Here is a 20,785-nt window from a genome sequence, read left to right on the forward strand (position 1 = left end):
TATCCCCCTCTCCCTTTGGGGAGAGGGTTAGGGTGAGGGAAAAGCCTCACCCCAGCCCTCTCGGGTAAAAACATTGATGAAGGTTAATACGATGAAAGCATTACATTTTGGCGCAGGTAATATTGGTCGTGGCTTTATCGGCAAACTGCTGGCAGACGCAGGCATTACGCTGACATTCGCCGATGTAAATCAGGTGGTGCTCGATGCCCTGAATGCCCGTCATAGCTACGATGTTCACGTTGTCGGCGAAAACGAACAGGTTGAAACCGTCTCAGGCGTAAACGCTGTTAGTAGCATTGGCGACGATGTGGTTGACCTGATCGCAAGCGTTGATCTGGTGACCACCGCCGTTGGCCCAGTGGTGCTTGAGCGCATCGCTCCTGCCGTCGCAAAAGGCCTCGCAAAACGCAAAGCGCAAGGTAACAACACTCCGCTGAACATCATCGCCTGCGAAAACATGGTACGCGGTACCACTCAACTAAAAGGCCACGTTCTGGCCGCCGTGGCTGATGAAGATAAAGCCTGGGTTGAAGAGCACGTCGGTTTTGTGGATTCTGCCGTTGACCGCATCGTTCCCCCATCCGAATCTGCGACCAACGATCCGCTGGAAGTGACCGTTGAAACCTTCAGCGAGTGGATCGTCGATAAAACCCAGTTCAAAGGCGCGCTGCCGGCTATTCCTGGCATGGAATTGACGGATAACCTGATGGCCTTTGTCGAACGCAAACTCTTCACGCTGAACACGGGGCATGCTATAACCGCGTACCTCGGAAAATTGGCCGGTCATCAAACCATTCGTGATGCGATTCTCGATGAGAAAATCCGTGCTGTGGTAAAAGGTGCAATGGACGAGAGCGGCGCGGTTCTGATCAAACGCTACGGTTTTGATGCTGAGAAACACGCGGCATACATTCAGAAAATCCTCGGTCGTTTTGAAAACCCGTATCTGAAAGATGATGTTGAGCGCGTTGGCCGCCAGCCGCTGCGTAAACTCAGCGCGGGCGACCGTCTGATCAAACCTCTGCTGGGCACGCTGGAATACGGCTTGCCACACGCCAATTTAGTGAAAGGTATCGCCGCCGCGATGCATTATCGCAGTGAGCAAGATCCGCAGGCAATTGAGCTGGCAGAACTGATTGATACCAAAGGCCCGCAAGAAGCGCTGGCGCAGCTTTCTGGCCTTGAAGCGAAGAGTGACGTAGTGCTGGAGGCGGTTAACGCATACAACGCGACGAAATAATGATGCAGGTTCTGGCGCAGGTCGCCCTGCGCCCGATGGATAGATTGTCAGATATGCAGGCAATAATGGAACAAACCCAGGCCTTTGAAAATCGTGTGCTTGAGCGTCTGAATGCTGGCAAAACCGTACGAAGTTTCCTGATTGCTGCCGTCGAGTTACTCACCGAGGCAGTCAATATTCTGGTTCTTCAGGTGTTTCGCAAAGACGACTACGCGGTAAAATATGCTGTAGAACCGTTACTGGACGGAGACGGACCGCTGGGCGATTTGTCAGTACGCCTGAAGCTGATTTATGGTCTTGGCGTGCTCAGCAGGCATGAATATGAAGATGCTGAATTGCTCATGGCGTTGCGCGAAGAGTTAAATCACGACGGCAATGAATATGCTTTTACCGATGACGAAATTCTTGGGCCCTTCGGCGAGTTACATTGCGTCACAGCGCTGCCGCCTGCTCCGCATTTCGATAATAGCGATCCTGAATTGTATGCGATGCAAAAGCTTCGTTATCAACAGGTTATGCGGTCAACGATGGTCCTTTCCCTGACTGAGCTGATTTCCCGAATCAGCTTAAAGAAAGCGTTTCAGAAGTAAGACCGCCCACATTGGTGTATCCTTCCTGTAATTCCCCCGTTTTTAGAGCTATATGTGATGAAAGAAGTCGAAAAGAACGAAATTAAACGCCTGAGTGACCGTCTGGATCTGATCCGCCACCAGCAGGCTGATATGTCTCTTGTTGAATCTGCCGAAAAATATGCAGAGCTTGAAAAAGAGAAAGAGAAACTCGAAGGCGAAATCGAGCGCCTGCGTGCCGTTAAAGGCCATAAGCTGAGCAAAGAAGCGCAAAAGCTGATGGGCATGCCGCATCGCCGTGCGATCACCAAAAAAGAACAAGCCGACATGGGCAAGCTGAAGAAAAGCGCGCGCGGCCTGGTCGTTGTACACCCGATGACTGAGCTGGGTCGTGAAATGGGCCTGCAAGAGATGACTGGGTTCTGTAAAACTGCGTTCTGATTTTCCCTCTTCGGATGTGAGAGGGGCATTGTTAGCCTGTTGCCCCTCTCACACTTAAAAAGGTGTTGGCTTTTTATTTCTCCCTCCCCGTGAGGGATGCTGAGAGAAAACACCCCTGTGGCCGCTATGCACAAACGACAAGGCCTGAGTCCGGAAGAGTGCCGAATCAGGCCTGGTTGCTTTCTTCTATAAAACGCACCACTTTACGTGAGCAGCGGCTCTTATCTTCAGATCCCCGCCATCGTTTATGATTTACAGGAATCCGAAGAATGAAGAGAGAACGTTTTTACAAACGTTCGATTTCAACGGTCAACGTTCCTTTCATAGAACCCGCAGTTGCACTTTGACCCGACAGTTTAACCGATTGCAAACCTAAATTAGCAGTGCCATCTTTTTTAATTTCCAGGTTACCGTTATTAATTAAAACGGGTTTGGTTGTGTCGTAATTATATATCCCGATACCCACACCGGTCGCAGTGCCGGAATTTTGTAAAACGGTGCCAGTGGCATTGTCGCCCTGCCCTGTTAATCTTAACGCCAGGCGGCCATTCTGAATAACATCATAGCAATCCGACAGGTTCTTCACGCCATAAATATGCAGTGGAACAATCGTCATATGCGTACCGTTTTCATCTTGATTAAGAAGATCGGTATCATCCATAGATTCAAGTAAAATGGTGTTACCACCAATAACGCCCACAGAGCATCCGGCGACCTCGCTGTCAGTGACAGAACCTGAGATGTTCAACGTTGCTGATTGATCGGTAGGATTTACACCGGCATTCACGGTACCGGTAATAAATAAGGACAGTAAACCAGATAGAATAACCTTTCGATTTAACATGCAAATTTCTCCTCAATAAAATTAATTGTATTTCTTAGTAAAAATCACATGGTAGATATGTTATGGGGTTTATTTTTCGGAACACATCACTAATAATTCCAATTTTAGATAAGGATAAAACTTCGGCATCAAAGGGGATTAACATGTTATTAGACGTATCTATTTGTAAGATTTATCAACTGAAAATCAGGCAGATGAATCCGTTTTATTAGCAGTAATAGGTTTTGAATATTATCTGGTGATGTTCAAAACCTATTACTGATGAAAAAATAGTTTTCCGAGTGAATGGCGTTTCATAATTTTATACCTTGAATTCTACGCTACGATTCTTGAATGCTCTTTCTTGCCAATACGTTGACTTTTTGCCCTCAGGCCAAGAAGTGAAAGCCTCAAAACACCCATCGAAAAATTGGCCCAACCAATATGCCTGACAGCGCCTTCCTGGTTCACATTTCCATTATTCTTACTCACAAACTCATTGCTCATCCATAACATTTGATTAACCATTCATTGTCATTCACCCTACATCACACTATTGGCAGGACCAATTTTACACTTATTGTGACGCGAAATGAGCATAGACTCACCCGTGTGACGTGAAGCGTGGTCCTCAGGAGACCTGCATGAGCCTCTGGCAACAAAATTACGACCCGGCCGGAAATATCTGGTTGTCTAGCCTGATCGCATCGCTACCGATCCTGTTCTTTTTCTTCGCGCTGATTAAACTCAAGCTGAAAGGCTATCTGGCCGCAACGTATACCGTTGCGATCGCGCTCGCGGTAGCACTGTTGTTCTACAAAATGCCGGTCGACCATGCGCTGGCATCCGTCGTTTACGGCTTTTTCTACGGCCTGTGGCCCATTGCGTGGATCATCATTGCCGCGGTATTTGTCTATAAAATCTCGGTTAAAACCGGTCAGTTTGACATTATCCGCTCGTCGATTTTGTCCATTACCCCGGACCAACGCCTGCAAATGCTGATCGTCGGCTTCTGCTTCGGGGCGTTCCTCGAAGGGGCCGCCGGATTTGGCGCGCCGGTGGCGATTACCGCTGCACTGCTGGTAGGGTTGGGCTTTAATCCGCTGTACGCTGCAGGCCTGTGCCTGATCGTTAACACTGCACCGGTGGCGTTTGGCGCGATGGGCATCCCGATTCTGGTTGCCGGACAGGTCACCGGCCTGGACAGCTTTGAAATCGGCCAGATGGTGGGCCGCCAGCTACCGTTCCTGACCATTATCGTGCTGTTCTGGATCATGGCGATTATGGACGGCTGGCGCGGGGTGAAAGAGACCTGGCCTGCGGTGATGGTTGCGGGTGGCTCGTTCGCCATCGCGCAGTATCTCAGTTCGAACTTCATAGGCCCGGAACTGCCGGACATTATCTCGTCGCTGGTGTCATTAGTGTGTCTGACTCTGTTCCTGCGACGCTGGCAGCCGGTGCGCATCTTCCGCTTTGGCGATATGGGCGCGTCGCAAGTCGATCAAACGCTGGCACGGACAAACTATACCGTTGGGCAAATTATCCGCGCCTGGTCGCCGTTCCTGTTCCTGACGGCCACCGTCACCCTGTGGAGCGTTCCGCCGTTTAAGGCGCTGTTCGCCCCAGGCGGTGCGCTGTATGACATGGTGATCAATATCTCCGTGCCGTTCCTCGACAAAATGGTGGCGCGCATGCCGCCAGTGGTTCACGACGCCACGCCGTATGCTGCGGTGTATAAATTTGACTGGTTCTCCGCCACCGGCACGGCGATTTTGTTTGCGGCGATCCTTTCTATCGTGTGGCTGCGTATGAAGCCAGCCGCGGCGATACAAACTTTCGCCAGCACGCTGAAGGAACTGGCGCTGCCAATTTACTCCATCGGGATGGTGCTGGCGTTCGCGTTTATCTCGAACTATTCCGGCCTGTCATCGACGCTGGCTTTAGCGCTCGCCCACACCGGCCACGCGTTTACCTTTTTCTCGCCTTTCCTCGGCTGGCTGGGAGTGTTTCTGACCGGATCGGATACGTCCTCAAACGCACTGTTTGCCGCATTGCAGGCGACCGCTGCCCAGCAGATTGGCGTGTCGGACGTGCTCTTAGTCGCCGCCAACACCACAGGTGGCGTGACGGGAAAAATGATTTCGCCGCAGTCTATCGCCATTGCCTGTGCCGCGGTGGGACTGGTCGGTAAAGAGTCGGATCTGTTCCGCTTTACCGTTAAACACAGCCTGATTTTCACCTGCATGGTCGGCGTCATCACCACGCTGCAGGCTTACGTCTTAACCTGGATGATTCCATGATAGTGATGCCAAAACGCTTGTCCGACGAGATCGCCTCTCGCGTGCGGGCGCTGATTGCAGAACAACAGCTGGAAGCGGGCATGAAATTGCCCGCCGAACGCCAGTTGGCCGCCCAGCTAGGCGTGTCGCGTAATTCACTGCGCGAAGCGCTGGCGACGCTGACCAGCGAAGGGGTACTGCTGAGCCGTCGTGGCGGCGGGACGTTTGTGCGCTGCCAACACGACGACTGGTCCGAACAAAACATCGTCCAGCCGCTGAAGACGCTGATGGAGAACGATCCCGATTACAGTTTCGACATCCTGGAAGCGCGTCACGCGATTGAAACCAGTACCGCCTGGCACGCCGCGATGCGCGCTACGGACAGCGATAAAGAGAAGCTCAAAGCCTGCTTTGAAGCCACGCAAAGCAGTGACCCGGATATCGCCTCGCAGGCAGACGTCCGCTTTCATCTGGCGATTGCTGAGGCCTCACACAACGTCGTGCTGCTGCAAACCATGCGCGGATTTTTCGATCTGCTGCAATCGTCCGTTAAGCAGAGTCGGCAGCGCATGTATCTGGTGCCGCCGGTTTTCGCACAGTTGACTGAACAACACGAAGCGGTGCTGAACGCCATTCTTGCCGGTGACGCCGAAGCCGCACGCAAGGCGATGATGGCGCATCTGGGCTTCGTACATACCACCATTAAACGATTCGATGAAGATCAGGCCCGACAGGCACGCATTACACGCCTGCCCGGCGATCATGATATGTCCAGGGAGAACAACACATGATTATTTCCGCAGCCAGTGACTATCGCGCAGCGGCGCAGCGCATCCTGCCCCCGTTCCTGTTCCATTACATCGACGGCGGTGCCTATTCGGAATACACCCTGCGTCGCAACGTGCAAGATTTGTCAGAGGTGGCTCTGCGCCAGCGCGTGCTGAAAAATATGTCAGATCTGAGCCTTGAGACAACGCTCTTCAACGAGACGCTGTCGATGCCCGTAGCCCTTGCGCCCGTTGGGTTGTGCGGTATGTATGCGCGCCGTGGTGAGGTCCAGGCTGCGGCTGCGGCTGATGCGAAAGGGATCCCATTTACCCTTTCAACTGTGTCCGTTTGCCCGATTGAAGAAGTCGCCCCCACCATCAAGCGCCCAATGTGGTTCCAGCTGTACGTGCTGCGTGACCGCGGCTTCATGCGTAACGCGCTGGAACGCGCCAAAGCGGCGGGCTGTTCCACGCTGGTGTTTACCGTCGATATGCCGACGCCGGGCGCACGTTATCGTGATGCGCACTCCGGAATGAGCGGCGCAAATGCGGCGATGCGCCGTTACTGGCAGGCGGTGACGCATCCGCAATGGGCGTGGGATGTCGGCGTTAACGGCCGTCCGCACGATCTGGGGAATATCTCGGCCTATCTCGGGAAACCGACCGGTCTTGAGGATTACATCGGCTGGCTGGCGAATAACTTCGATCCGTCGATTTCATGGAAAGACCTGGAGTGGATCCGCGAATTTTGGGATGGCCCGATGGTGATCAAAGGGATCCTCGATCCGGAAGATGCCCGTGACGCGGTGCGCTTTGGCGCGGATGGGATTGTGGTGTCGAACCACGGTGGACGACAGCTGGACGGCGTGCTTTCTTCTGCACGTGCCCTGCCTGCGATTGCCGATGCGGTGAAAGGGGATATTGCGATCCTGGCCGACAGCGGCATTCGTAACGGACTGGACGTGGTGCGCATGATTGCGTTGGGCGCAGACAGCGTGCTGCTGGGGCGGGCGTATCTGTACGCGCTGGCGACGCACGGCCAGGCTGGTGTGGCCAATCTGCTGAATCTGATCGAGAAAGAGATGAAAGTGGCGATGACCCTGACGGGCGCGAAGACCATCAGTGAAATCAGCAAAGACTCGCTGGTACAGGAGTTGAGCCGAGTTCCTGCGGCGCTGGCACCGCTCGCGCAGGGGAGTGCGGCGTAAGGTATTGTGGTCGTCTGTTGCCCTCACCCCCTCTCCCACAGGGAGAGGGAGAAAAGAGGCAGATTCTGCTATCCTGCCCCCGCATTTTCAGAGCCTAATCCAGTTGGCGTTGATTGTTGCAGACAGTTTGGACGCGGACAGCGCGGAACACCCGGAGCGAACACACGGTACGCGAGAAAGGTGAGCACTGCCAACGTCCAAAATGGCAAATAAAATAGCCTAACGGGATAGGCTCAGGGGACAGCATGCTTAACATCGTACTATTCGAACCAGAAATTCCGCCTAATACCGGCAATATCATTCGCCTGTGTGCCAATACCGGTTTTCGTCTGCATATTATTGAGCCGATGGGCTTTACGTGGGACGACAAACGCCTGCGCCGCGCGGGACTGGATTATCATGAATTTACGGCCGTCGTTCGCCATCACGATTACGCGGCCTTTGTGGAAGCGGAAAATCCGCAGCGCATGTTTGCGCTGACGACCAAAGGCACACCGGCGCACAGCGCAGTGAGTTATCAGGAAGGCGATTATCTGATGTTTGGTCCGGAGACGCGTGGCCTGCCAGCCACTATTCTGGATGTCCTGCCCGCTGAGCAAAAAATCCGTATTCCAATGATGCCGGATAGCCGCAGCATGAACTTGTCTAACGCGGTGTCGGTCGTGGTGTATGAAGCCTGGCGCCAGCTGGGATATGCCGGCGCCATGCTCAGAAGCTAGATACCGTCACCATACTCAAAGGTATGGTGAATGCCGTTGAAATGCTGATCCATATCCATCGCCGGTTTATCGCTCTCGGGTTTGCCCACGATGCGCGCTGGCACACCCGCGGCGGTGGTGTGCGGCGGAACAGGTTGAAGCACAACCGAGCCTGCGCCAATTTTCGCACCGCGTCCGACTTCAATGTTGCCGAGAATTTTCGCGCCCGCGCCAATCATCACGCCTTCGCGAATTTTGGGATGGCGATCGCCACTGGTTTTGCCCGTACCGCCAAGGGTCACGGATTGCAGAATTGACACGTCATCTTCGATAACCGCCGTCTCACCGACGACAATACCGGTGGCGTGGTCAAGCATGATGCCGCGACCAATTTTCGCTGCCGGGTGGATATCCACCTGGAATGTCACGGACACCTGATTTTGCAGGAAAATAGCCAGCGCACGGCGGCCTTCGTTCCACAGCCAGTGGCCGATGCGATAGGCCTGTAAAGCATGAAAACCTTTGAGATACAGCAGCGGCGTGGAGTATTTATCCACTGCCGGGTCGCGCGTTCGCACGGCCTGAATATCGCAGGCAGCAGAGGCGATCATTTCGGGATCGGCGGCATACGCCTCTTCAACGACTTCGCGGATGGCAATGGCGGGCATGATTGAAGAAGCGAGTTTGTTCGCGAGCATATAGCTCAGAGCGCTGCCGAGATTTTCATGCTTGAGTAACGTCGCGTGATAAAAACTGGCCAGCATGGGCTCGCAGTCGGCTAAAGCCCGGGCTTCGGCTTTAATATTGTTCCAGACGATATCCAGTTCTTCACACGGCATTGCATACTCCAGGCGTAATTAGACGACCGGCCAGTCTATGCTGGCCGTGTCGTTGGGCGACAACGGTTCCCTATTAGCTACTGCTGCGCTCTTCCTTGCGTGAGCGACCTAATAAGGTCAATGCTGCCTCGCGCGCATTTTTTCCGCAATACAATACCTGATAAATTTCCTCGGTTATTGGCATTTCGACACCAAAACGGTGCGCCAATTCCCGAACTTCTTTGGTATTGCGATAGCCTTCGACCACCTGACCAATCTTTTCCTGCGCGCCCATCACATCCATGCCCTGTCCGAGCATCATGCCGAAGCGCCGGTTACGAGACTGGTTGTCGGTACAGGTCAGCACCAGATCGCCCAAGCCAGCCATCCCCATAAAGGTTGCGGGATCGGCACCTAATGCTTCGCCAAGACGCGACATCTCGGTCAGTCCACGGGTGATCAGTGCCGTACGCGCATTCGCGCCAAAGCCGATACCGTCAGACATACCCGCGCCGATCGCGATAACGTTCTTCACCGCACCGCCCAGCTGTACACCGATAAAATCCGGGTTGCTGTAGACGCGGAAGCTTTTGCCACAGTGCAGCAAATGCTGAAGATCGTCGGAGAAGGTTTGATCGGTTGAAGCCAGAGAGATTGCCGTCGGCAGGCCAGCGGCCAGCTCTTTGGCAAACGTTGGTCCGGAGATCACCGCCAGCGGAATATCATCACCCAGCACTTCACGGGCCACATCCTGCAACAGACGTCCCGTTTCCGCTTCCAGCCCTTTCGTTGCCCACACAATGCGCGCATCAGCACGCATCAGCGGCTTGATCTGGTGCAGCACCTGACCAAACACATGGCTTGGCACGACAACTAAGATATTGCGGCTGGCAGCAAGCGCCGTGGCGAGATCGCTCTCTAAGTGCAGCGAATCAGGGAAAGGAACATCAGGAAGGAACGCAATATTGCAGCGATCGTGCTGTAACGTCGCGATATGTTTGGGATCGTGGCCCCAAAGCACCACCTCGTGACCATTTCTTGCCAGGGTAATAGCAAGAGCGGTGCCGTACGAGCCGGCACCGATCACAGTCATTGACGCATTAACTGTACTCATCAGGCATCCTGATGTTCTTCAGTACCTTCGCCAGCTTGCTGCTGCAGATAGTTCATGAACAGCGCATCAAAGTTAACTGGCGCAAGGTTCAGTTGCGGGAATGTACCGCGTGAAACCAGGCTGGTGATGCATTCGCGAGCATACGGGAACAGAATGTTCGGGCAGTATGCACCCAGGCAATGCGCCAGCTGATTACCTTCAATACCGCCAACGGAGAAGATACCACCCTGCTGTACTTCACACAGGAATGCCGTTTCTTCACCCAGCGCAGCGGTGACGGTCACGCGCAGTACAACTTCATACACGTCGTCTGCCAGTTGGGTAGACGCAGTATCAAGATCAAGTTTAACCTCTGGCTGCCAATCTTTCTGGAAAACATGCGGCGCATTTGGCGCTTCGAAAGAGACATCCTTGGTGTAGATGCGCTGAATCTGGAAACTCATTTCGTTGTTGTTTTGTTCTGACATGGAAATACCCTTTTTAATTGTCCTAAAACGCTATTACAGCAGGGGATCAAGCCCACCACGTGCATCAAGCGCATACAAGTCATCACAGCCGCCAATGTGCTGCGCATCAATAAAAATCTGCGGAACCGTCGTACGGCCACTACGTTTGATCATCTCTTCACGTTTTGCCGCGTCGCCATCGATAGGCAGTTCCTGAAAGGTGACGCCTTTGCTGCTCAGCAGCGCTTTCGCGCGATGGCAGAACGGGCAGGTCGCTTTGGTGTACATTTCGATATTGGCCATAACGTCGTTCCTCTTATTTACCGCGAACTAAAGGCAGATTCTCGCCGCTCCAGCCGGAGACGCCGTCTTTCAGCACATAGACCTTTTCAAAACCCGCCTTGATCAGCGCGCTGGCCGGATCTTGCGCCTGCATACCGGTACCGTCGACAACGATAATCGGCTGCGCTTTATGCTTGTCCAGTTCACCAACATTATTTGCTTTGATTTCAGCAGGCAGCAGATTGATAGAACCTGCAATATGACCTTTACGGAAATCATCACGCTGACGCAGATCCACAACCACAGCGTCTTCTTTATTGATAAGACGCGTTGCTTCGCCACGAGTGATAACCTTCACTTTAGAGGTAAGGCCTTTGAACGTGGTGAACAGCACAGCTGCCAGTAAACCAATCCACGCGATACTCAGTACCGGATGGCGGCTAACAAATTGCATAATTTCTTGCATGGGGGGTAACAACTCCCGACGTAGTGATTAAAAAAACCAGGACAGGAGTATACCTGTGCGGTGTGGCAAATACAGCCAGCGGGAATAAGCTAATCCATTTTCTGCGGCATGCCACGAAAAAAATAGTGCAAAAGCGCCTTCATGGCCCCTGCCCCTGCGTTTTCTTTGATCTTCCGAGGCTACTTTATCGATTCAGCTGTAGTAAAATTACGCAAATTTTTTGTCTCTTGAGCATGAGGATGTCGCAATGTCGGTTTCTAAAAAACCTATGGTACTGGTGATTCTGGATGGTTATGGCTATCGCGAAGACAGCCAGGATAATGCCATTTTCAACGCAAAAACTCCGGTAATGGATGCGCTGTGGGCACAACGTCCGCATACCCTGATTGATGCGTCCGGCCTGGAAGTGGGTCTGCCAGATCGCCAGATGGGCAATTCCGAAGTCGGACACGTCAACCTGGGTGCGGGCCGTATTGTTTATCAGGATCTGACCCGTCTGGATGTTGAGATTAAAGAACGCACGTTCTTCTCCAACCCTACGCTGACCGGTGCTGTCGATAAAGCCGTGAACGCAGGCAAAGCGGTTCACATTATGGGTCTGCTCTCTGCGGGCGGCGTTCATAGCCACGAAGATCACATCCTCGCGATGGTCGAAATGGCAGCGGAACGCGGCGCAGAAAAAATCTACCTGCATGCTTTCCTGGACGGTCGCGACACCCCGCCGCGCAGCGCCAAATCGTCACTGCAGACCTTTGAAGACAAATTTGCCGAGCTGGGCAAAGGCCGCGTTGCCTCGATCATTGGCCGTTACTACGCGATGGACCGCGATAACCGCTGGGATCGCGTTGAGCAAGCGTATGATCTGATGACTATGGCAAAAGGTGAGTTCCAGTTTGATACCGCCGTTGCCGGTCTGGACGCCGCTTACGCGCGTGATGAAAACGACGAATTCGTGAAAGCGACCGTGATCCGTGCCGAAGGCCAGGCTGACGCAGCGATGGAAGACGGCGATGCGCTGATCTTCATGAACTTCCGTGCCGACCGTGCGCGTGAAATCACCCGTGCATTCGTGAATGCCGATTTTGACGGTTTCGCCCGCAAGAAAGTGGTGAACCTCGACTTCATTATGCTGACCGAATACGCCGCTGACATCAAAGTACCCTGCGCATATCCACCAGCGTCACTGGCTAACACCCTGGGCGAGTGGATGGCGAAGCACGACAAAACGCAGCTGCGCATTTCCGAAACCGAGAAATACGCGCACGTGACGTTCTTCTTTAACGGCGGCGTAGAAGAGCCGTTCAAAGGCGAAGACCGCATTCTGATTAACTCCCCGAAAGTGGCGACTTACGATCTGCAGCCAGAAATGAGCTCTGCTGAGCTGACTGAAAAACTGGTCGCGGCAATCACAAGCGGCAAATACGACACCATTATCTGTAACTATCCGAACGGCGATATGGTCGGCCATACCGGCGTGATGGAAGCGGCAGTGAAAGCGGTTGAAACGCTGGATCACTGCGTTGAGCAAGTTGCTAAAGCCGTTGAAGCCGTCGGCGGTCAGTTGCTGATCACCGCCGATCACGGTAACGCTGAGCAGATGCGCGATCCGTCGACCGGTCAGGCGCATACGGCGCACACAAACCTGCCTGTTCCGCTGATTTATGTGGGTGAGAAATCTCTGAAAGCGGTGGAAGGCGGTAAGCTTTCTGACATCGCACCAACCATGTTGACGCTGATGGGGATGGAAATCCCGAAAGAGATGACTGGCAAGCCGCTGTTCATCGTGGAATAATCCTTCCCCATGAGGGGAAAGGCGATTTTTTCAATCACATGGGTCGTGAAGCCGCTACGGTTTTCAGTCAGGCCTTTGCTTTACGCCAGCGCGCTTAGCGCTGGCGTATTGTTGTGCGCCACATCCGCCCACGCTGACGATCGCGATCAGCTCAAATCGATTCAGGCCGATATCGCCGCGAAAGAGCGCGCGGTTCGCCAGCAGCAACAGCAACGCGCTTCACTGCTTGCGCAACTAAAGCAGCAGGAAGAAGCCATCTCCGCCGCCGCGCGGAAATTACGCGAAACACAAAACACCCTTTCACTGCTCAATAAGCAAATCGATGAAATGAATGCGTCGATTGCCAAACTTGAACGCCAGCGCGACGCTCAGGAACGTAATCTTGCGGCCCAGTTGGATGCGGCATTCCGTCAGGGTGAGCATACCGGTATTCAGTTGATTCTCAGCGGTGAAGAGAGCCAGCGCGGCCAGCGCTTGCAGGCCTATTTTGGTTATCTTAACCAGGCTCGCCAGGAGACCATCGCGCAGCTTAAGCAGACGCGCGAAGAGGTCAACACCCAGAAAGCGGAGCTTGAAGAGAAGCAAACCCAGCAGCAGACCCTGCTTTACGATCAGCAGGCGCAACAGGCGAAGCTGGAACAGGCGCGGAACGAGCGTAAGAAAACGCTTTCCGGTCTGGAATCATCGATCCAGGAAGGTCAGACGCAGCTGGGTGAAATGCGTGCCAACGAATCAAAACTGCGCAACAGCATTGCACGTGCCGAAGCAGCAGCCAAAGCGCGTGCCGAAAAAGAGGCGCGTGAAGCGCAGGCCGTAAAAGATCGCCAGCAAGAAGCATCGCGTAAAGGTTCAACCTATAAACCGACCGAAAGCGAGCGTTCGCTTATCTCGCGTACCGGCGGACTCGGTGCCCCACGCGGACAAGCGTTCTGGCCCGTTCGCGGTTCGATTCTGCATCGCTATGGCGAACAGTTGCAGGGTGAGCTACGTTGGAAGGGTATCGTTATTGGTGCCTCCGAAGGTAGCGAAGTCAAAGCCATCGCCGATGGCCGCGTGATCCTCGCCGACTGGCTGCAGGGCTACGGTCTAGTCGTGGTCGTTGAACACGGCAAAGGCGACATGAGTCTTTACGGCTACAACCAGAGCGCATTGGTCAGCGTAGGCACACAGGTCCGTGCCGGACAACCCATCGCCCTTGTGGGCAGCAGTGGCGGTCAGGGCCGCCCGTCACTCTATTTCGAAATTCGTCGCCAGGGTCAGGCGGTCAATCCACAGCCGTGGTTGGGAAGATAAGTTTTGCTTCAATTTCGTCGTCTTGTTTTATCCGTCGTCAGCGCACTGGCGCTGGCTTCACCGGTTTACGCAGGCAAACTTGCCATCGTCATTGATGATTTCGGTTATCGCCCGCACAACGAAAATCAGGTGCTGGCGATGCCCACTGCCGTCTCCGTTGCCGTGTTACCCAATGCCCCACATGCGCGCGAAATGGCGACCAAAGCTCACAACAGCGGGCACGAAGTGCTGATCCACCTGCCAATGGCTCCCCTCAGTAAACAACCGCTGGAAAAAGACACCTTACGCCCGGACATGAGCAGCAGCGAGATCGAGCGCATTATTCGCGATGCTTATGGCAAAGTTCCCTTTGCGGTTGGGCTGAACAACCACATGGGCAGCGCGATGACGTCCAGCCTGTTCGGCATGCAAAAAGTGATGCAGGCGCTGGAGCGCTACAATCTCTATTTCCTCGACAGCATGACCATTGGCAATAGCCAGGCTCTGCGTGCTTCGCAGGGCACCGGTGTAAAGGTAATTAAGCGCAAAGTCTTCTTGGATGACACGCAGAACGACGCGGATATTCGCGCTCAGTTCAATCGTGCGGTTCAGCTCGCACGCCGCAACGGGTCGGCTATCGCGATTGGGCATCCCCATCCGTCCACCGTGCGCGTCTTGCAGCAAATGCTGCCATCACTGCCATCGGATATCACGCTGGTCCGGCCGAGCGATCTGCTGAATGAGCCGCAAGTAGATACCTCACGGCCAGACACGTCATCGCCGCCTGGCACAAACCCGGCGACAAAACCGCGAAATCCGTTTAAGGGTGTGACCCTCTGCAAGCCGAAACAGCCGCTGGAACCTGTGTATGCCACCCGGTTCTTCTCGGTGATCGGTGAAAGCGTGGGCCAAAGCTCGCTGGTGAAATATGTCCAGCATCAGTGGCAAGGTTGGGGGAAAAAGGCGTAATTCATTGCTGTCCGCCATCATTCGATGAGATGAGAGTCCACGGGCTTTTCTGCCGTGGACTCTTCTTGTTCTTTATCCTGATCCAGATACCAGGCCTTAAAATATTTCAAAAAACTGTATGAGACCGCGTACAGCCCCGTCACGACCCCCACTTTGCCTTGTTGCCATGCGCCGCTGAACAGATACCATTTGAAAAATGCACCCGTGGCGCTGATCACCCCGCGTCCGATAGACGGCCTCACTTTCTGGTATTTCACCAGCCGCGACGTGTAGCTATTCAGCTTATTAAAGACTTCATGAAGCGTGTAAAACGTGTCATGCCGCACGCGTCCCGGCATTTTGGTGGTCTGCAGATTGCCTTCAACTTTGTCATCGACCGGACGGTAATTGAATCGCGCCCGCGTGCGATTGAACAGGCGCACCGGATAATCCGGCGAGGAAATGGGGTAAATCGTTCGCACTTCTTCACCCAATACATACCAGTAACGTGCGATACGCCAGGCACTGTTGGCCGCAGGCGCTTCGCCCGCTTTCAGTGCCAGAATGAAATCGACCGTTTCGGCATCCATGATTTCATCGCTGTCCATGCACAGCACCCAATCATGCGTTGCCAAATCAATCGCATAATTCATCTGCGCGCCGTGCATAGCGTAAGGATGATGGTGAACGGAAAGGCCGTACTCTCGACAAATTGCCAGAGTCGAATCGGTACTTCCGGAATCCACCACGATAAATTCGTCCGCCACGGTCAGTAACGGAGGCATGACTTCGCGAAGCAAACGCGCGGAATTACAGGTCAATAAACAAACGGTAAGCTTGAGCATAGGCGCTGTAAAAGTAAACGAATGTTAAACAAACTTTATAAGCGTGTGGGTAAAAAAGCGAAGGAATAGTGGAAATAATCCGATTGCGGATGCCAGAAGTGTGAATGGGTCGAGAAAAAGCGCCCGCAGGCGCTCTCTTTTTTAATCCCAGCTCAGAATGACTTTTCCTGACTGGCCCGAGCGCATCGCATCAAAGCCTTTCTGGAAATGATCAATTCCGAAATGGTGAGTAATGATCGGCGTCAGATCCAGACCAGACTGGATCAGTGCCGCCATCTTGTACCAGGTTTCAAACATCTCACGGCCATAAATGCCTTTGATGAACAAACCCTTAAAGATAACTTTATTCCAGTCGATCGACATATCTGACGGCGGAATTCCCAGCATGGCGATACGTCCGCCGTGGTTCATGGTATCCAGCATAGAGCGGAACGCAGGCGGCGCGCCGGACATTTCCAAACCGACGTCGAAGCCCTCGGTCATGCCCAGCTCAGCCATTACGTCGTTCAGGTTCTCTTTAGAGACGTCCACCGCGCGGGTGACACCCATTTTACGCGCCAGCGACAGGCGGTATTCGTTAACGTCGGTGATCACCACGTTACGTGCACCAACGTGTTTCGCCACGGCGGCGGCCATAATGCCGATTGGGCCAGCGCCGGACACCAGCACGTCTTCGCCGACCAAATCGAATGACAACGCCGTGTGAACCGCATTACCAAACGGATCGAAGATAGAAGCCAGATCGTCAGAAATATTGTCCGGGATCTTGAAGGCGTTAAACGCCGGGATCACCAGATATTCTGCGAAACAGCCCGGACGGTTCACGCCCACGCCCACGGTGTTACGGCACAAATGCGTGCGTCCGCCACGGCAGTTACGGCAATGCCCGCAGGTGATGTGGCCTTCGCCTGAAACGCGATCGCCAATTTTGAAACCTTTCACTTCCTGGCCAATGCCAACCACTTCACCGACATATTCGTGGCCCACAACCATTGGCACGGGAATGGTTTTTTGTGACCATTCGTCCCAGTTATAGATATGCACGTCAGTGCCGCAAATCGCGGTTTTGCGAATTTTGATCAGCAGATCGTTATGACCGACTTCCGGCTCCGGCACGTCGGTCATCCAAATCCCTTCTTCGGCTTTCAGTTTGGATAACGCTTTCATCACACGTCCTTAGGCAATTACGCCCAGTTGTTTGCCGATGCGGATAAAGGCTTCAACCGCACGCTCGATTTGTTCAGGTGAATGCGCCGCAGACATCTGGGTGCGGATACGCGCCTGACCTTTTGGCACCACCGGGAAGAAGAATCCGGTGACGTAAATGCCCTCTTTTTGCAGCTCACGCGCGAAGTTCTGCGCTACAACCGCATCGCCCAGCATTACGGGGATAATCGCGTGATCGGCACCCGCCAGCGTAAAGCCCGCCGCGCTCATTTTTTCGCGGAACAGACGGGCGTTGGACCACAGACGATCGCGCAGTTCAGCGCCGGACTCGACCATTTCCAATACTTTGATGGACGCAGAAACAATCGCTGGCGCCAGGGAGTTGGAGAACAGATACGGACGCGAGCGCTGGCGCAGCCACTCCACCACTTCCTTGCGTGCAGCGGTGTAGCCGCCGGAAGCACCGCCAAGCGCTTTGCCCAGCGTACCGGTGATGATGTCTACGCGGCCCATCACGTCACAGTATTCGTGGGAACCGCGACCGTTTTCGCCAACAAAGCCGACCGCGTGAGAGTCATCGACCATCACCAGCGCGTCGTATTTATCTGCCAAATCGCACACGCCTTTCAGGTTGGCGATCACACCGTCCATCGAGAACACACCGTCGGTGGCGATCAGCACATGACGCGCACCCGCTTCACGGGCCTCTTTCAGACGCGCTTCCAGCTCCTGCATATCGTTGTTGGCGTAGCGGAAACGCTTCGCTTTACACAAACGCACGCCGTCGATGATGGACGCGTGGTTCAGGGCATCGGAGATAATCGCGTCTTCCGCGCCCAGCAGCGTTTCGAACAGGCCGCCGTTAGCATCAAAACAGGAAGAGTAGAGAATCGCATCTTCCATGCCGAGGAAATCGGCCAGCTTCTTCTCAAGCACTTTGTGGCTGTCCTGCGTACCGCAGATAAAGCGCACAGAGGCCATTCCGAAGCCGTGAGTGTCCATCCCCTTTTTGGCGGCAGCAATCAGCTCAGGGTGATTCGCAAGACCTAAGTAGTTGTTCGCGCAAAAGTTGATCACATGGCTGCCATCAGCGACGGTGATATCCGCCTGCTGCGCAGAAGTGATAATACGTTCTTCTTTGAACAACCCTTCCGCGCGAGCGGTTTCCAGGTCGCTGTCTAACTGTTTGTAAAAATCACCACGCATTGCAATTCTCCAGACTCGGCAAATTTCGGCACATATTACCCAAAGCTATACGTCGATACGAGATGACGCATCATGAGTTCTCGTTTTTGCAGCATAAATCACGTGTAGCATTTATTGCATATAAACAAAATCATGCAAGTTGCAACAAGGCGGCAAGCGAAGAAATCCCCGGGAGCATAGATAACTCTGTGACCGGGGTTTCTAAGCGCAGCCACCGTAGAGGCAGCTTGAAGGATGAAGTGCATATCGGTGAATGGCTGAAGACAGGGCATTGTGATGATATGATAAAGATATTAGCGTCCGGGATTGTCCCCAGACTCCACACTTCAAAGGTTACCGTTATGATCATCGTTACCGGCGGCGCAGGCTTTATCGGCAGCAATATTATCAAAGCCCTGAATGACAAAGGCATCACCGACATTCTGGTGGTGGACAATTTGAAAGATGGCACCAAGTTCGCGAACCTGGTGGATCTGAATATTGCCGACTACATGGATAAAGAAGATTTTCTGATCCAGCTTATGGCGGGTGAAGAGTTCGGCGAAATCGACGCCATCTTCCATGAAGGCGCGTGCTCTTCCACAACAGAGTGGGACGGCAAGTACATGATGGATAATAACTATCAGTACTCAAAAGAAGTGCTGCACTACTGCCTGGAACACGAAATTCCGTTCCTGTATGCCTCTTCTGCTGCCACCTACGGCGGCCGCACGTCTGACTTTATCGAATCCCGCGAATACGAGCAGCCGCTGAACGTGTACGGCTATTCCAAATTCCTGTTCGACGAATATGTGCGTCAAATTCTGCCAGAAGCGAACTCCCAAATCGTTGGCTTCCGCTATTTCAACGTCTATGGTCCGCGCGAAGGCCACAAAGGCAGCATGGCGAGCGTTGCTTTCCATCTGAATACCCAGTTGAACAACGGCGAAACCCCGAAACTGTTCGAAGGCAGCGACGGCTTTAAGCGCGATTTCGTCTACGTGGGCGACGTGGCAGCGGTCAATCTGTGGTTCTGGGAAAACGGCGTATCCGGCATCTTTAACCTGGGCACAGGCCGCGCAGAATCCTTCCAGGCCGTGGCTGACGCAGCGCTGGCCTTCCATAAAAAAGACAGCCTCGAGTACATTCCATTCCCGGAAAAACTGAAAGGCCGTTATCAGGCATTCACTCAGGCTGATCTGACCAACCTGCGTGCTGCCGGTTATGACAAGCCATTTAAGACTGTCGCCGAAGGCGTAGCGGAATATATGGCCTGGCTGAACCGCAACTGAGTGAATCCCAGACGCATTGAATAACGGTGTGTCTGGGGTAAACAAAGGCAGCCAACGCAGAGACAGCTTGAAGGATGAAGTGAATGAGAATACTGGTGATCGGCCCGTCATGGGTGGGCGACATGATGATGTCGCAAAGTCTTTATCGCACGCTCAAGGCGCGCTATCCCCAGGCGATAATTGATGTGATGGCACCTGCGTGGTGCCGTCCGCTTTTATCGCGCATGCCGGAAGTGAACGAAGCGATCCCAATGCCACTCGGCCACGGGGCGCTGGAGATTGGTCAACGCCGCAAGCTGGGTCACATTCTGAGTGCAAAACGCTATGACCGCGCTTACGTGCTGCCTAACTCCTTTAAATCTGCCCTCGTGCCCTTCTTTGCAGGCGTGCCGCACCGTACCGGCTGGCGTGGCGAGATGCGCTACGGTTTGCTAAATGACGCGCGCGTGCTGGATAAAGACGCCTGGCCGCTGATGGTCGAGCGCTATGTTGCTCTGGCGTACGATAAAGGCGTGATGCGCACGGCGAAAGATTTACCGCAGCCGCTGCTGTGGCCGCAGTTGCAGGTGCACGAAGGCGAAAAATCGCAAACCTGCAATGCCTTTAATCTCTCTTCCGAACGCCCGATGATTGGTTTCTGCCCTGGCGCAGAATTCGGTCCGGCAAAACGCTGGCCGCACTATCACTACGCCGAATTAGCCAAACAGCTGATCGACGAAGGCTATCAGATTGTGCTGTTCGGCTCGGCGAAAGATCACGAAGCGGGCAACGAAATCCTCGCGACCCTGAGCAATGAACAACAGGCCTGGTGTCGGAATCTGGCCGGCGAAACGCAGCTTGAACAGGCGGTGATTTTACTGGCCGCCTGTAAAGCGGTGGTGACGAATGATTCAGGTCTGATGCACGTTGCAGCGGCGCTCAATCGCCCGCTGGTCGCGCTGTATGGCCCAAGCAGCCCGGATTTCACGCCGCCGCTGTCGCACAAAGCTCGCGTCATCCGCCTGATCACCGGCTATCACAAAGTGCGAAAAGGTGATGCCGCCGAAGGCTATCATCAGAGCCTGATCGACATTACGCCGCAGCGCGTCCTGGACGAACTCAACGAGCTGCTGTTGAGCGAAGAAGGATAACGA

Annotated in this window: 21 protein-coding genes; 12 read left to right on the top strand and 9 right to left on the bottom strand. The window is 53.9% G+C overall.

Annotation, left to right across the window (positions count from 1 at the left end):
* Positions 1–91 precede the first annotated feature (91 nt).
* From mtlD to AC0LWE_RS18680, 3 genes are read left to right on the top strand one after another with little or no spacing between them, the layout of a single operon-like run.
* Positions 92–1,240: a mannitol-1-phosphate 5-dehydrogenase gene (mtlD, locus tag AC0LWE_RS18670; RefSeq protein WP_072241974.1), complete on the top strand. Its 1,149-nt coding sequence runs from the start codon at positions 92–94 to the stop codon at positions 1,238–1,240.
* Positions 1,240–1,830 (top strand): mannitol operon repressor MtlR, encoded by a 591-nt coding sequence (gene mtlR / locus AC0LWE_RS18675; protein WP_059180457.1) that lies wholly within the window; start codon positions 1,240–1,242, stop codon positions 1,828–1,830. The genes mtlD and mtlR overlap by 1 nt, the downstream gene beginning before the upstream one ends.
* A 57-nt stretch (positions 1,831–1,887) precedes the next feature.
* On the top strand, positions 1,888–2,250 hold the full coding sequence (locus AC0LWE_RS18680; RefSeq protein ID WP_133632076.1) for a YibL family ribosome-associated protein: 363 nt from the start codon (positions 1,888–1,890) through the stop codon (positions 2,248–2,250).
* Between the two features lie 286 nt (positions 2,251–2,536).
* On the opposite strand, the gene AC0LWE_RS18685 is transcribed toward AC0LWE_RS18680, so the two are convergent.
* The gene (locus AC0LWE_RS18685; RefSeq protein WP_219347189.1) at positions 2,537–3,094 is read right to left on the bottom strand and encodes a fimbrial protein; all 558 of its coding nucleotides are present in this window, start codon (positions 3,092–3,094) and stop codon (positions 2,537–2,539) included.
* A gap of 623 nt (positions 3,095–3,717) precedes the next feature.
* Between AC0LWE_RS18685 and lldP the strand changes: the two genes are divergently transcribed.
* From lldP to trmL, 4 genes are all read left to right on the top strand, one after another.
* Complete coding sequence (lldP, locus tag AC0LWE_RS18690; RefSeq protein ID WP_204771979.1) at positions 3,718–5,373, top strand: L-lactate permease; 1,656 nt, start codon at positions 3,718–3,720, stop codon at positions 5,371–5,373.
* Positions 5,370–6,143, top strand: coding sequence for a transcriptional regulator LldR (gene lldR, locus AC0LWE_RS18695; RefSeq protein ID WP_219347190.1), 774 nt, complete (start codon positions 5,370–5,372; stop codon positions 6,141–6,143). Before lldP ends, lldR begins: the two co-directional genes overlap by 4 nt.
* Positions 6,140–7,327, top strand: a complete 1,188-nt coding sequence (gene lldD, locus AC0LWE_RS18700; RefSeq protein WP_059180462.1) for an FMN-dependent L-lactate dehydrogenase LldD — start codon at positions 6,140–6,142, stop codon at positions 7,325–7,327. Before lldR ends, lldD begins: the two co-directional genes overlap by 4 nt.
* Positions 7,328–7,572: 245 nt before the next feature.
* Positions 7,573–8,046: a tRNA (uridine(34)/cytosine(34)/5-carboxymethylaminomethyluridine(34)-2'-O)-methyltransferase TrmL gene (gene trmL, locus AC0LWE_RS18705; RefSeq protein WP_219347191.1), complete on the top strand. Its 474-nt coding sequence runs from the start codon at positions 7,573–7,575 to the stop codon at positions 8,044–8,046.
* Here the strand turns inward: trmL and cysE are convergent.
* The 5 genes from cysE to AC0LWE_RS18730 form a co-directional block, all read right to left on the bottom strand.
* Entirely contained in the window at positions 8,043–8,864 is an 822-nt protein-coding gene (cysE, locus tag AC0LWE_RS18710) for a serine O-acetyltransferase (RefSeq protein ID WP_059180464.1), read from the bottom strand. The genes trmL and cysE overlap by 4 nt on opposite strands.
* A gap of 73 nt (positions 8,865–8,937) precedes the next feature.
* Positions 8,938–9,957, bottom strand: coding sequence for an NAD(P)H-dependent glycerol-3-phosphate dehydrogenase (gene gpsA, locus AC0LWE_RS18715; protein ID WP_059180465.1), 1,020 nt, complete (start codon positions 9,955–9,957; stop codon positions 8,938–8,940).
* Entirely contained in the window at positions 9,957–10,424 is a 468-nt protein-coding gene (secB, locus tag AC0LWE_RS18720) for a protein-export chaperone SecB (RefSeq protein WP_059180466.1), read from the bottom strand. The genes gpsA and secB overlap by 1 nt, the downstream gene beginning before the upstream one ends.
* A 33-nt stretch (positions 10,425–10,457) precedes the next feature.
* Positions 10,458–10,706 (bottom strand): glutaredoxin 3, encoded by a 249-nt coding sequence (gene grxC, locus AC0LWE_RS18725; protein ID WP_059180467.1) that lies wholly within the window; start codon positions 10,704–10,706, stop codon positions 10,458–10,460.
* Positions 10,707–10,719: 13 nt separating this feature from the next.
* A complete protein-coding gene (locus AC0LWE_RS18730) occupies positions 10,720–11,151 on the bottom strand; it encodes a rhodanese-like domain-containing protein (protein WP_011915390.1) in 432 nt (143 codons plus the stop codon).
* 247 nt (positions 11,152–11,398) lie between these two features.
* Here AC0LWE_RS18730 and gpmM point away from each other — a divergent pair, with 247 nt between their 5' ends.
* Genes gpmM through AC0LWE_RS18745 form a run of 3 tightly spaced genes read left to right on the top strand, consistent with a single transcriptional unit; the run spans position 11,399 to position 15,184 of the window.
* Positions 11,399–12,943, top strand: coding sequence for a 2,3-bisphosphoglycerate-independent phosphoglycerate mutase (gpmM, locus tag AC0LWE_RS18735; RefSeq protein WP_204771978.1), 1,545 nt, complete (start codon positions 11,399–11,401; stop codon positions 12,941–12,943).
* Between the two features lie 33 nt (positions 12,944–12,976).
* The gene (gene envC / locus AC0LWE_RS18740) at positions 12,977–14,236 is read left to right on the top strand and encodes a murein hydrolase activator EnvC (protein WP_239609265.1); all 1,260 of its coding nucleotides are present in this window, start codon (positions 12,977–12,979) and stop codon (positions 14,234–14,236) included.
* Between the two features lie 3 nt (positions 14,237–14,239).
* Positions 14,240–15,184: a divergent polysaccharide deacetylase family protein gene (locus AC0LWE_RS18745; RefSeq protein WP_059180470.1), complete on the top strand. Its 945-nt coding sequence runs from the start codon at positions 14,240–14,242 to the stop codon at positions 15,182–15,184.
* Positions 15,185–15,201: 17 nt separating this feature from the next.
* On the opposite strand, the gene AC0LWE_RS18750 is transcribed toward AC0LWE_RS18745, so the two are convergent.
* The 3 genes from AC0LWE_RS18750 to kbl form a co-directional block, all read right to left on the bottom strand.
* Positions 15,202–16,008 carry a glycosyltransferase family 2 protein gene (locus tag AC0LWE_RS18750; RefSeq protein ID WP_219347192.1) on the bottom strand — a complete coding sequence of 269 codons (807 nt, stop codon included), beginning with the start codon at positions 16,006–16,008 and terminating at the stop codon, positions 15,202–15,204.
* A gap of 141 nt (positions 16,009–16,149) precedes the next feature.
* A complete protein-coding gene (tdh, locus tag AC0LWE_RS18755; protein ID WP_474266001.1) occupies positions 16,150–17,175 on the bottom strand; it encodes an L-threonine 3-dehydrogenase in 1,026 nt (341 codons plus the stop codon).
* Between the two features lie 9 nt (positions 17,176–17,184).
* Positions 17,185–18,381: a glycine C-acetyltransferase gene (gene kbl / locus AC0LWE_RS18760; RefSeq protein WP_202694530.1), complete on the bottom strand. Its 1,197-nt coding sequence runs from the start codon at positions 18,379–18,381 to the stop codon at positions 17,185–17,187.
* 341 nt (positions 18,382–18,722) lie between these two features.
* Here kbl and rfaD point away from each other — a divergent pair, with 341 nt between their 5' ends.
* Both rfaD and rfaF read left to right on the top strand, forming a co-directional pair.
* Positions 18,723–19,652 carry an ADP-glyceromanno-heptose 6-epimerase gene (gene rfaD, locus AC0LWE_RS18765; RefSeq protein WP_059180473.1) on the top strand — a complete coding sequence of 310 codons (930 nt, stop codon included), beginning with the start codon at positions 18,723–18,725 and terminating at the stop codon, positions 19,650–19,652.
* An 83-nt stretch (positions 19,653–19,735) separates the two neighbouring features.
* Positions 19,736–20,782, top strand: coding sequence for an ADP-heptose--LPS heptosyltransferase RfaF (gene rfaF / locus AC0LWE_RS18770; RefSeq protein ID WP_059180474.1), 1,047 nt, complete (start codon positions 19,736–19,738; stop codon positions 20,780–20,782).
* The last annotated feature ends 3 nt before the right edge of the window (positions 20,783–20,785 follow it).

Source organism: Lelliottia sp. RD5 (assembly GCF_056032945.1).

What these genes read in the sequence shown, in the direction of transcription:
- mtlD (WP_072241974.1), top strand. Translation starts at nt 92, where the DNA reads ATGAAAGCATTACATTTTGGCGCAGGTAATATTGGTCGTGGCTTTATC.
- mtlR (WP_059180457.1), top strand. Translation starts at nt 1,240, where the DNA reads ATGATGCAGGTTCTGGCGCAGGTCGCCCTGCGCCCGATGGATAGATTG.
- AC0LWE_RS18680 (WP_133632076.1), top strand. Translation starts at nt 1,888, where the DNA reads ATGAAAGAAGTCGAAAAGAACGAAATTAAACGCCTGAGTGACCGTCTG.
- AC0LWE_RS18685 (WP_219347189.1), bottom strand. Translation starts at nt 3,094, where the DNA reads ATGTTAAATCGAAAGGTTATTCTATCTGGTTTACTGTCCTTATTTATT.
- lldP (WP_204771979.1), top strand. Translation starts at nt 3,718, where the DNA reads ATGAGCCTCTGGCAACAAAATTACGACCCGGCCGGAAATATCTGGTTG.
- lldR (WP_219347190.1), top strand. Translation starts at nt 5,370, where the DNA reads ATGATAGTGATGCCAAAACGCTTGTCCGACGAGATCGCCTCTCGCGTG.
- lldD (WP_059180462.1), top strand. Translation starts at nt 6,140, where the DNA reads ATGATTATTTCCGCAGCCAGTGACTATCGCGCAGCGGCGCAGCGCATC.
- trmL (WP_219347191.1), top strand. Translation starts at nt 7,573, where the DNA reads ATGCTTAACATCGTACTATTCGAACCAGAAATTCCGCCTAATACCGGC.
- cysE (WP_059180464.1), bottom strand. Translation starts at nt 8,864, where the DNA reads ATGCCGTGTGAAGAACTGGATATCGTCTGGAACAATATTAAAGCCGAA.
- gpsA (WP_059180465.1), bottom strand. Translation starts at nt 9,957, where the DNA reads ATGAGTACAGTTAATGCGTCAATGACTGTGATCGGTGCCGGCTCGTAC.
- secB (WP_059180466.1), bottom strand. Translation starts at nt 10,424, where the DNA reads ATGTCAGAACAAAACAACAACGAAATGAGTTTCCAGATTCAGCGCATC.
- grxC (WP_059180467.1), bottom strand. Translation starts at nt 10,706, where the DNA reads ATGGCCAATATCGAAATGTACACCAAAGCGACCTGCCCGTTCTGCCAT.
- AC0LWE_RS18730 (WP_011915390.1), bottom strand. Translation starts at nt 11,151, where the DNA reads ATGCAAGAAATTATGCAATTTGTTAGCCGCCATCCGGTACTGAGTATC.
- gpmM (WP_204771978.1), top strand. Translation starts at nt 11,399, where the DNA reads ATGTCGGTTTCTAAAAAACCTATGGTACTGGTGATTCTGGATGGTTAT.
- AC0LWE_RS18750 (WP_219347192.1), bottom strand. Translation starts at nt 16,008, where the DNA reads ATGCTCAAGCTTACCGTTTGTTTATTGACCTGTAATTCCGCGCGTTTG.
- tdh (WP_474266001.1), bottom strand. Translation starts at nt 17,175, where the DNA reads ATGAAAGCGTTATCCAAACTGAAAGCCGAAGAAGGGATTTGGATGACC.
- kbl (WP_202694530.1), bottom strand. Translation starts at nt 18,381, where the DNA reads ATGCGTGGTGATTTTTACAAACAGTTAGACAGCGACCTGGAAACCGCT.
- rfaD (WP_059180473.1), top strand. Translation starts at nt 18,723, where the DNA reads ATGATCATCGTTACCGGCGGCGCAGGCTTTATCGGCAGCAATATTATC.
- rfaF (WP_059180474.1), top strand. Translation starts at nt 19,736, where the DNA reads ATGAGAATACTGGTGATCGGCCCGTCATGGGTGGGCGACATGATGATG.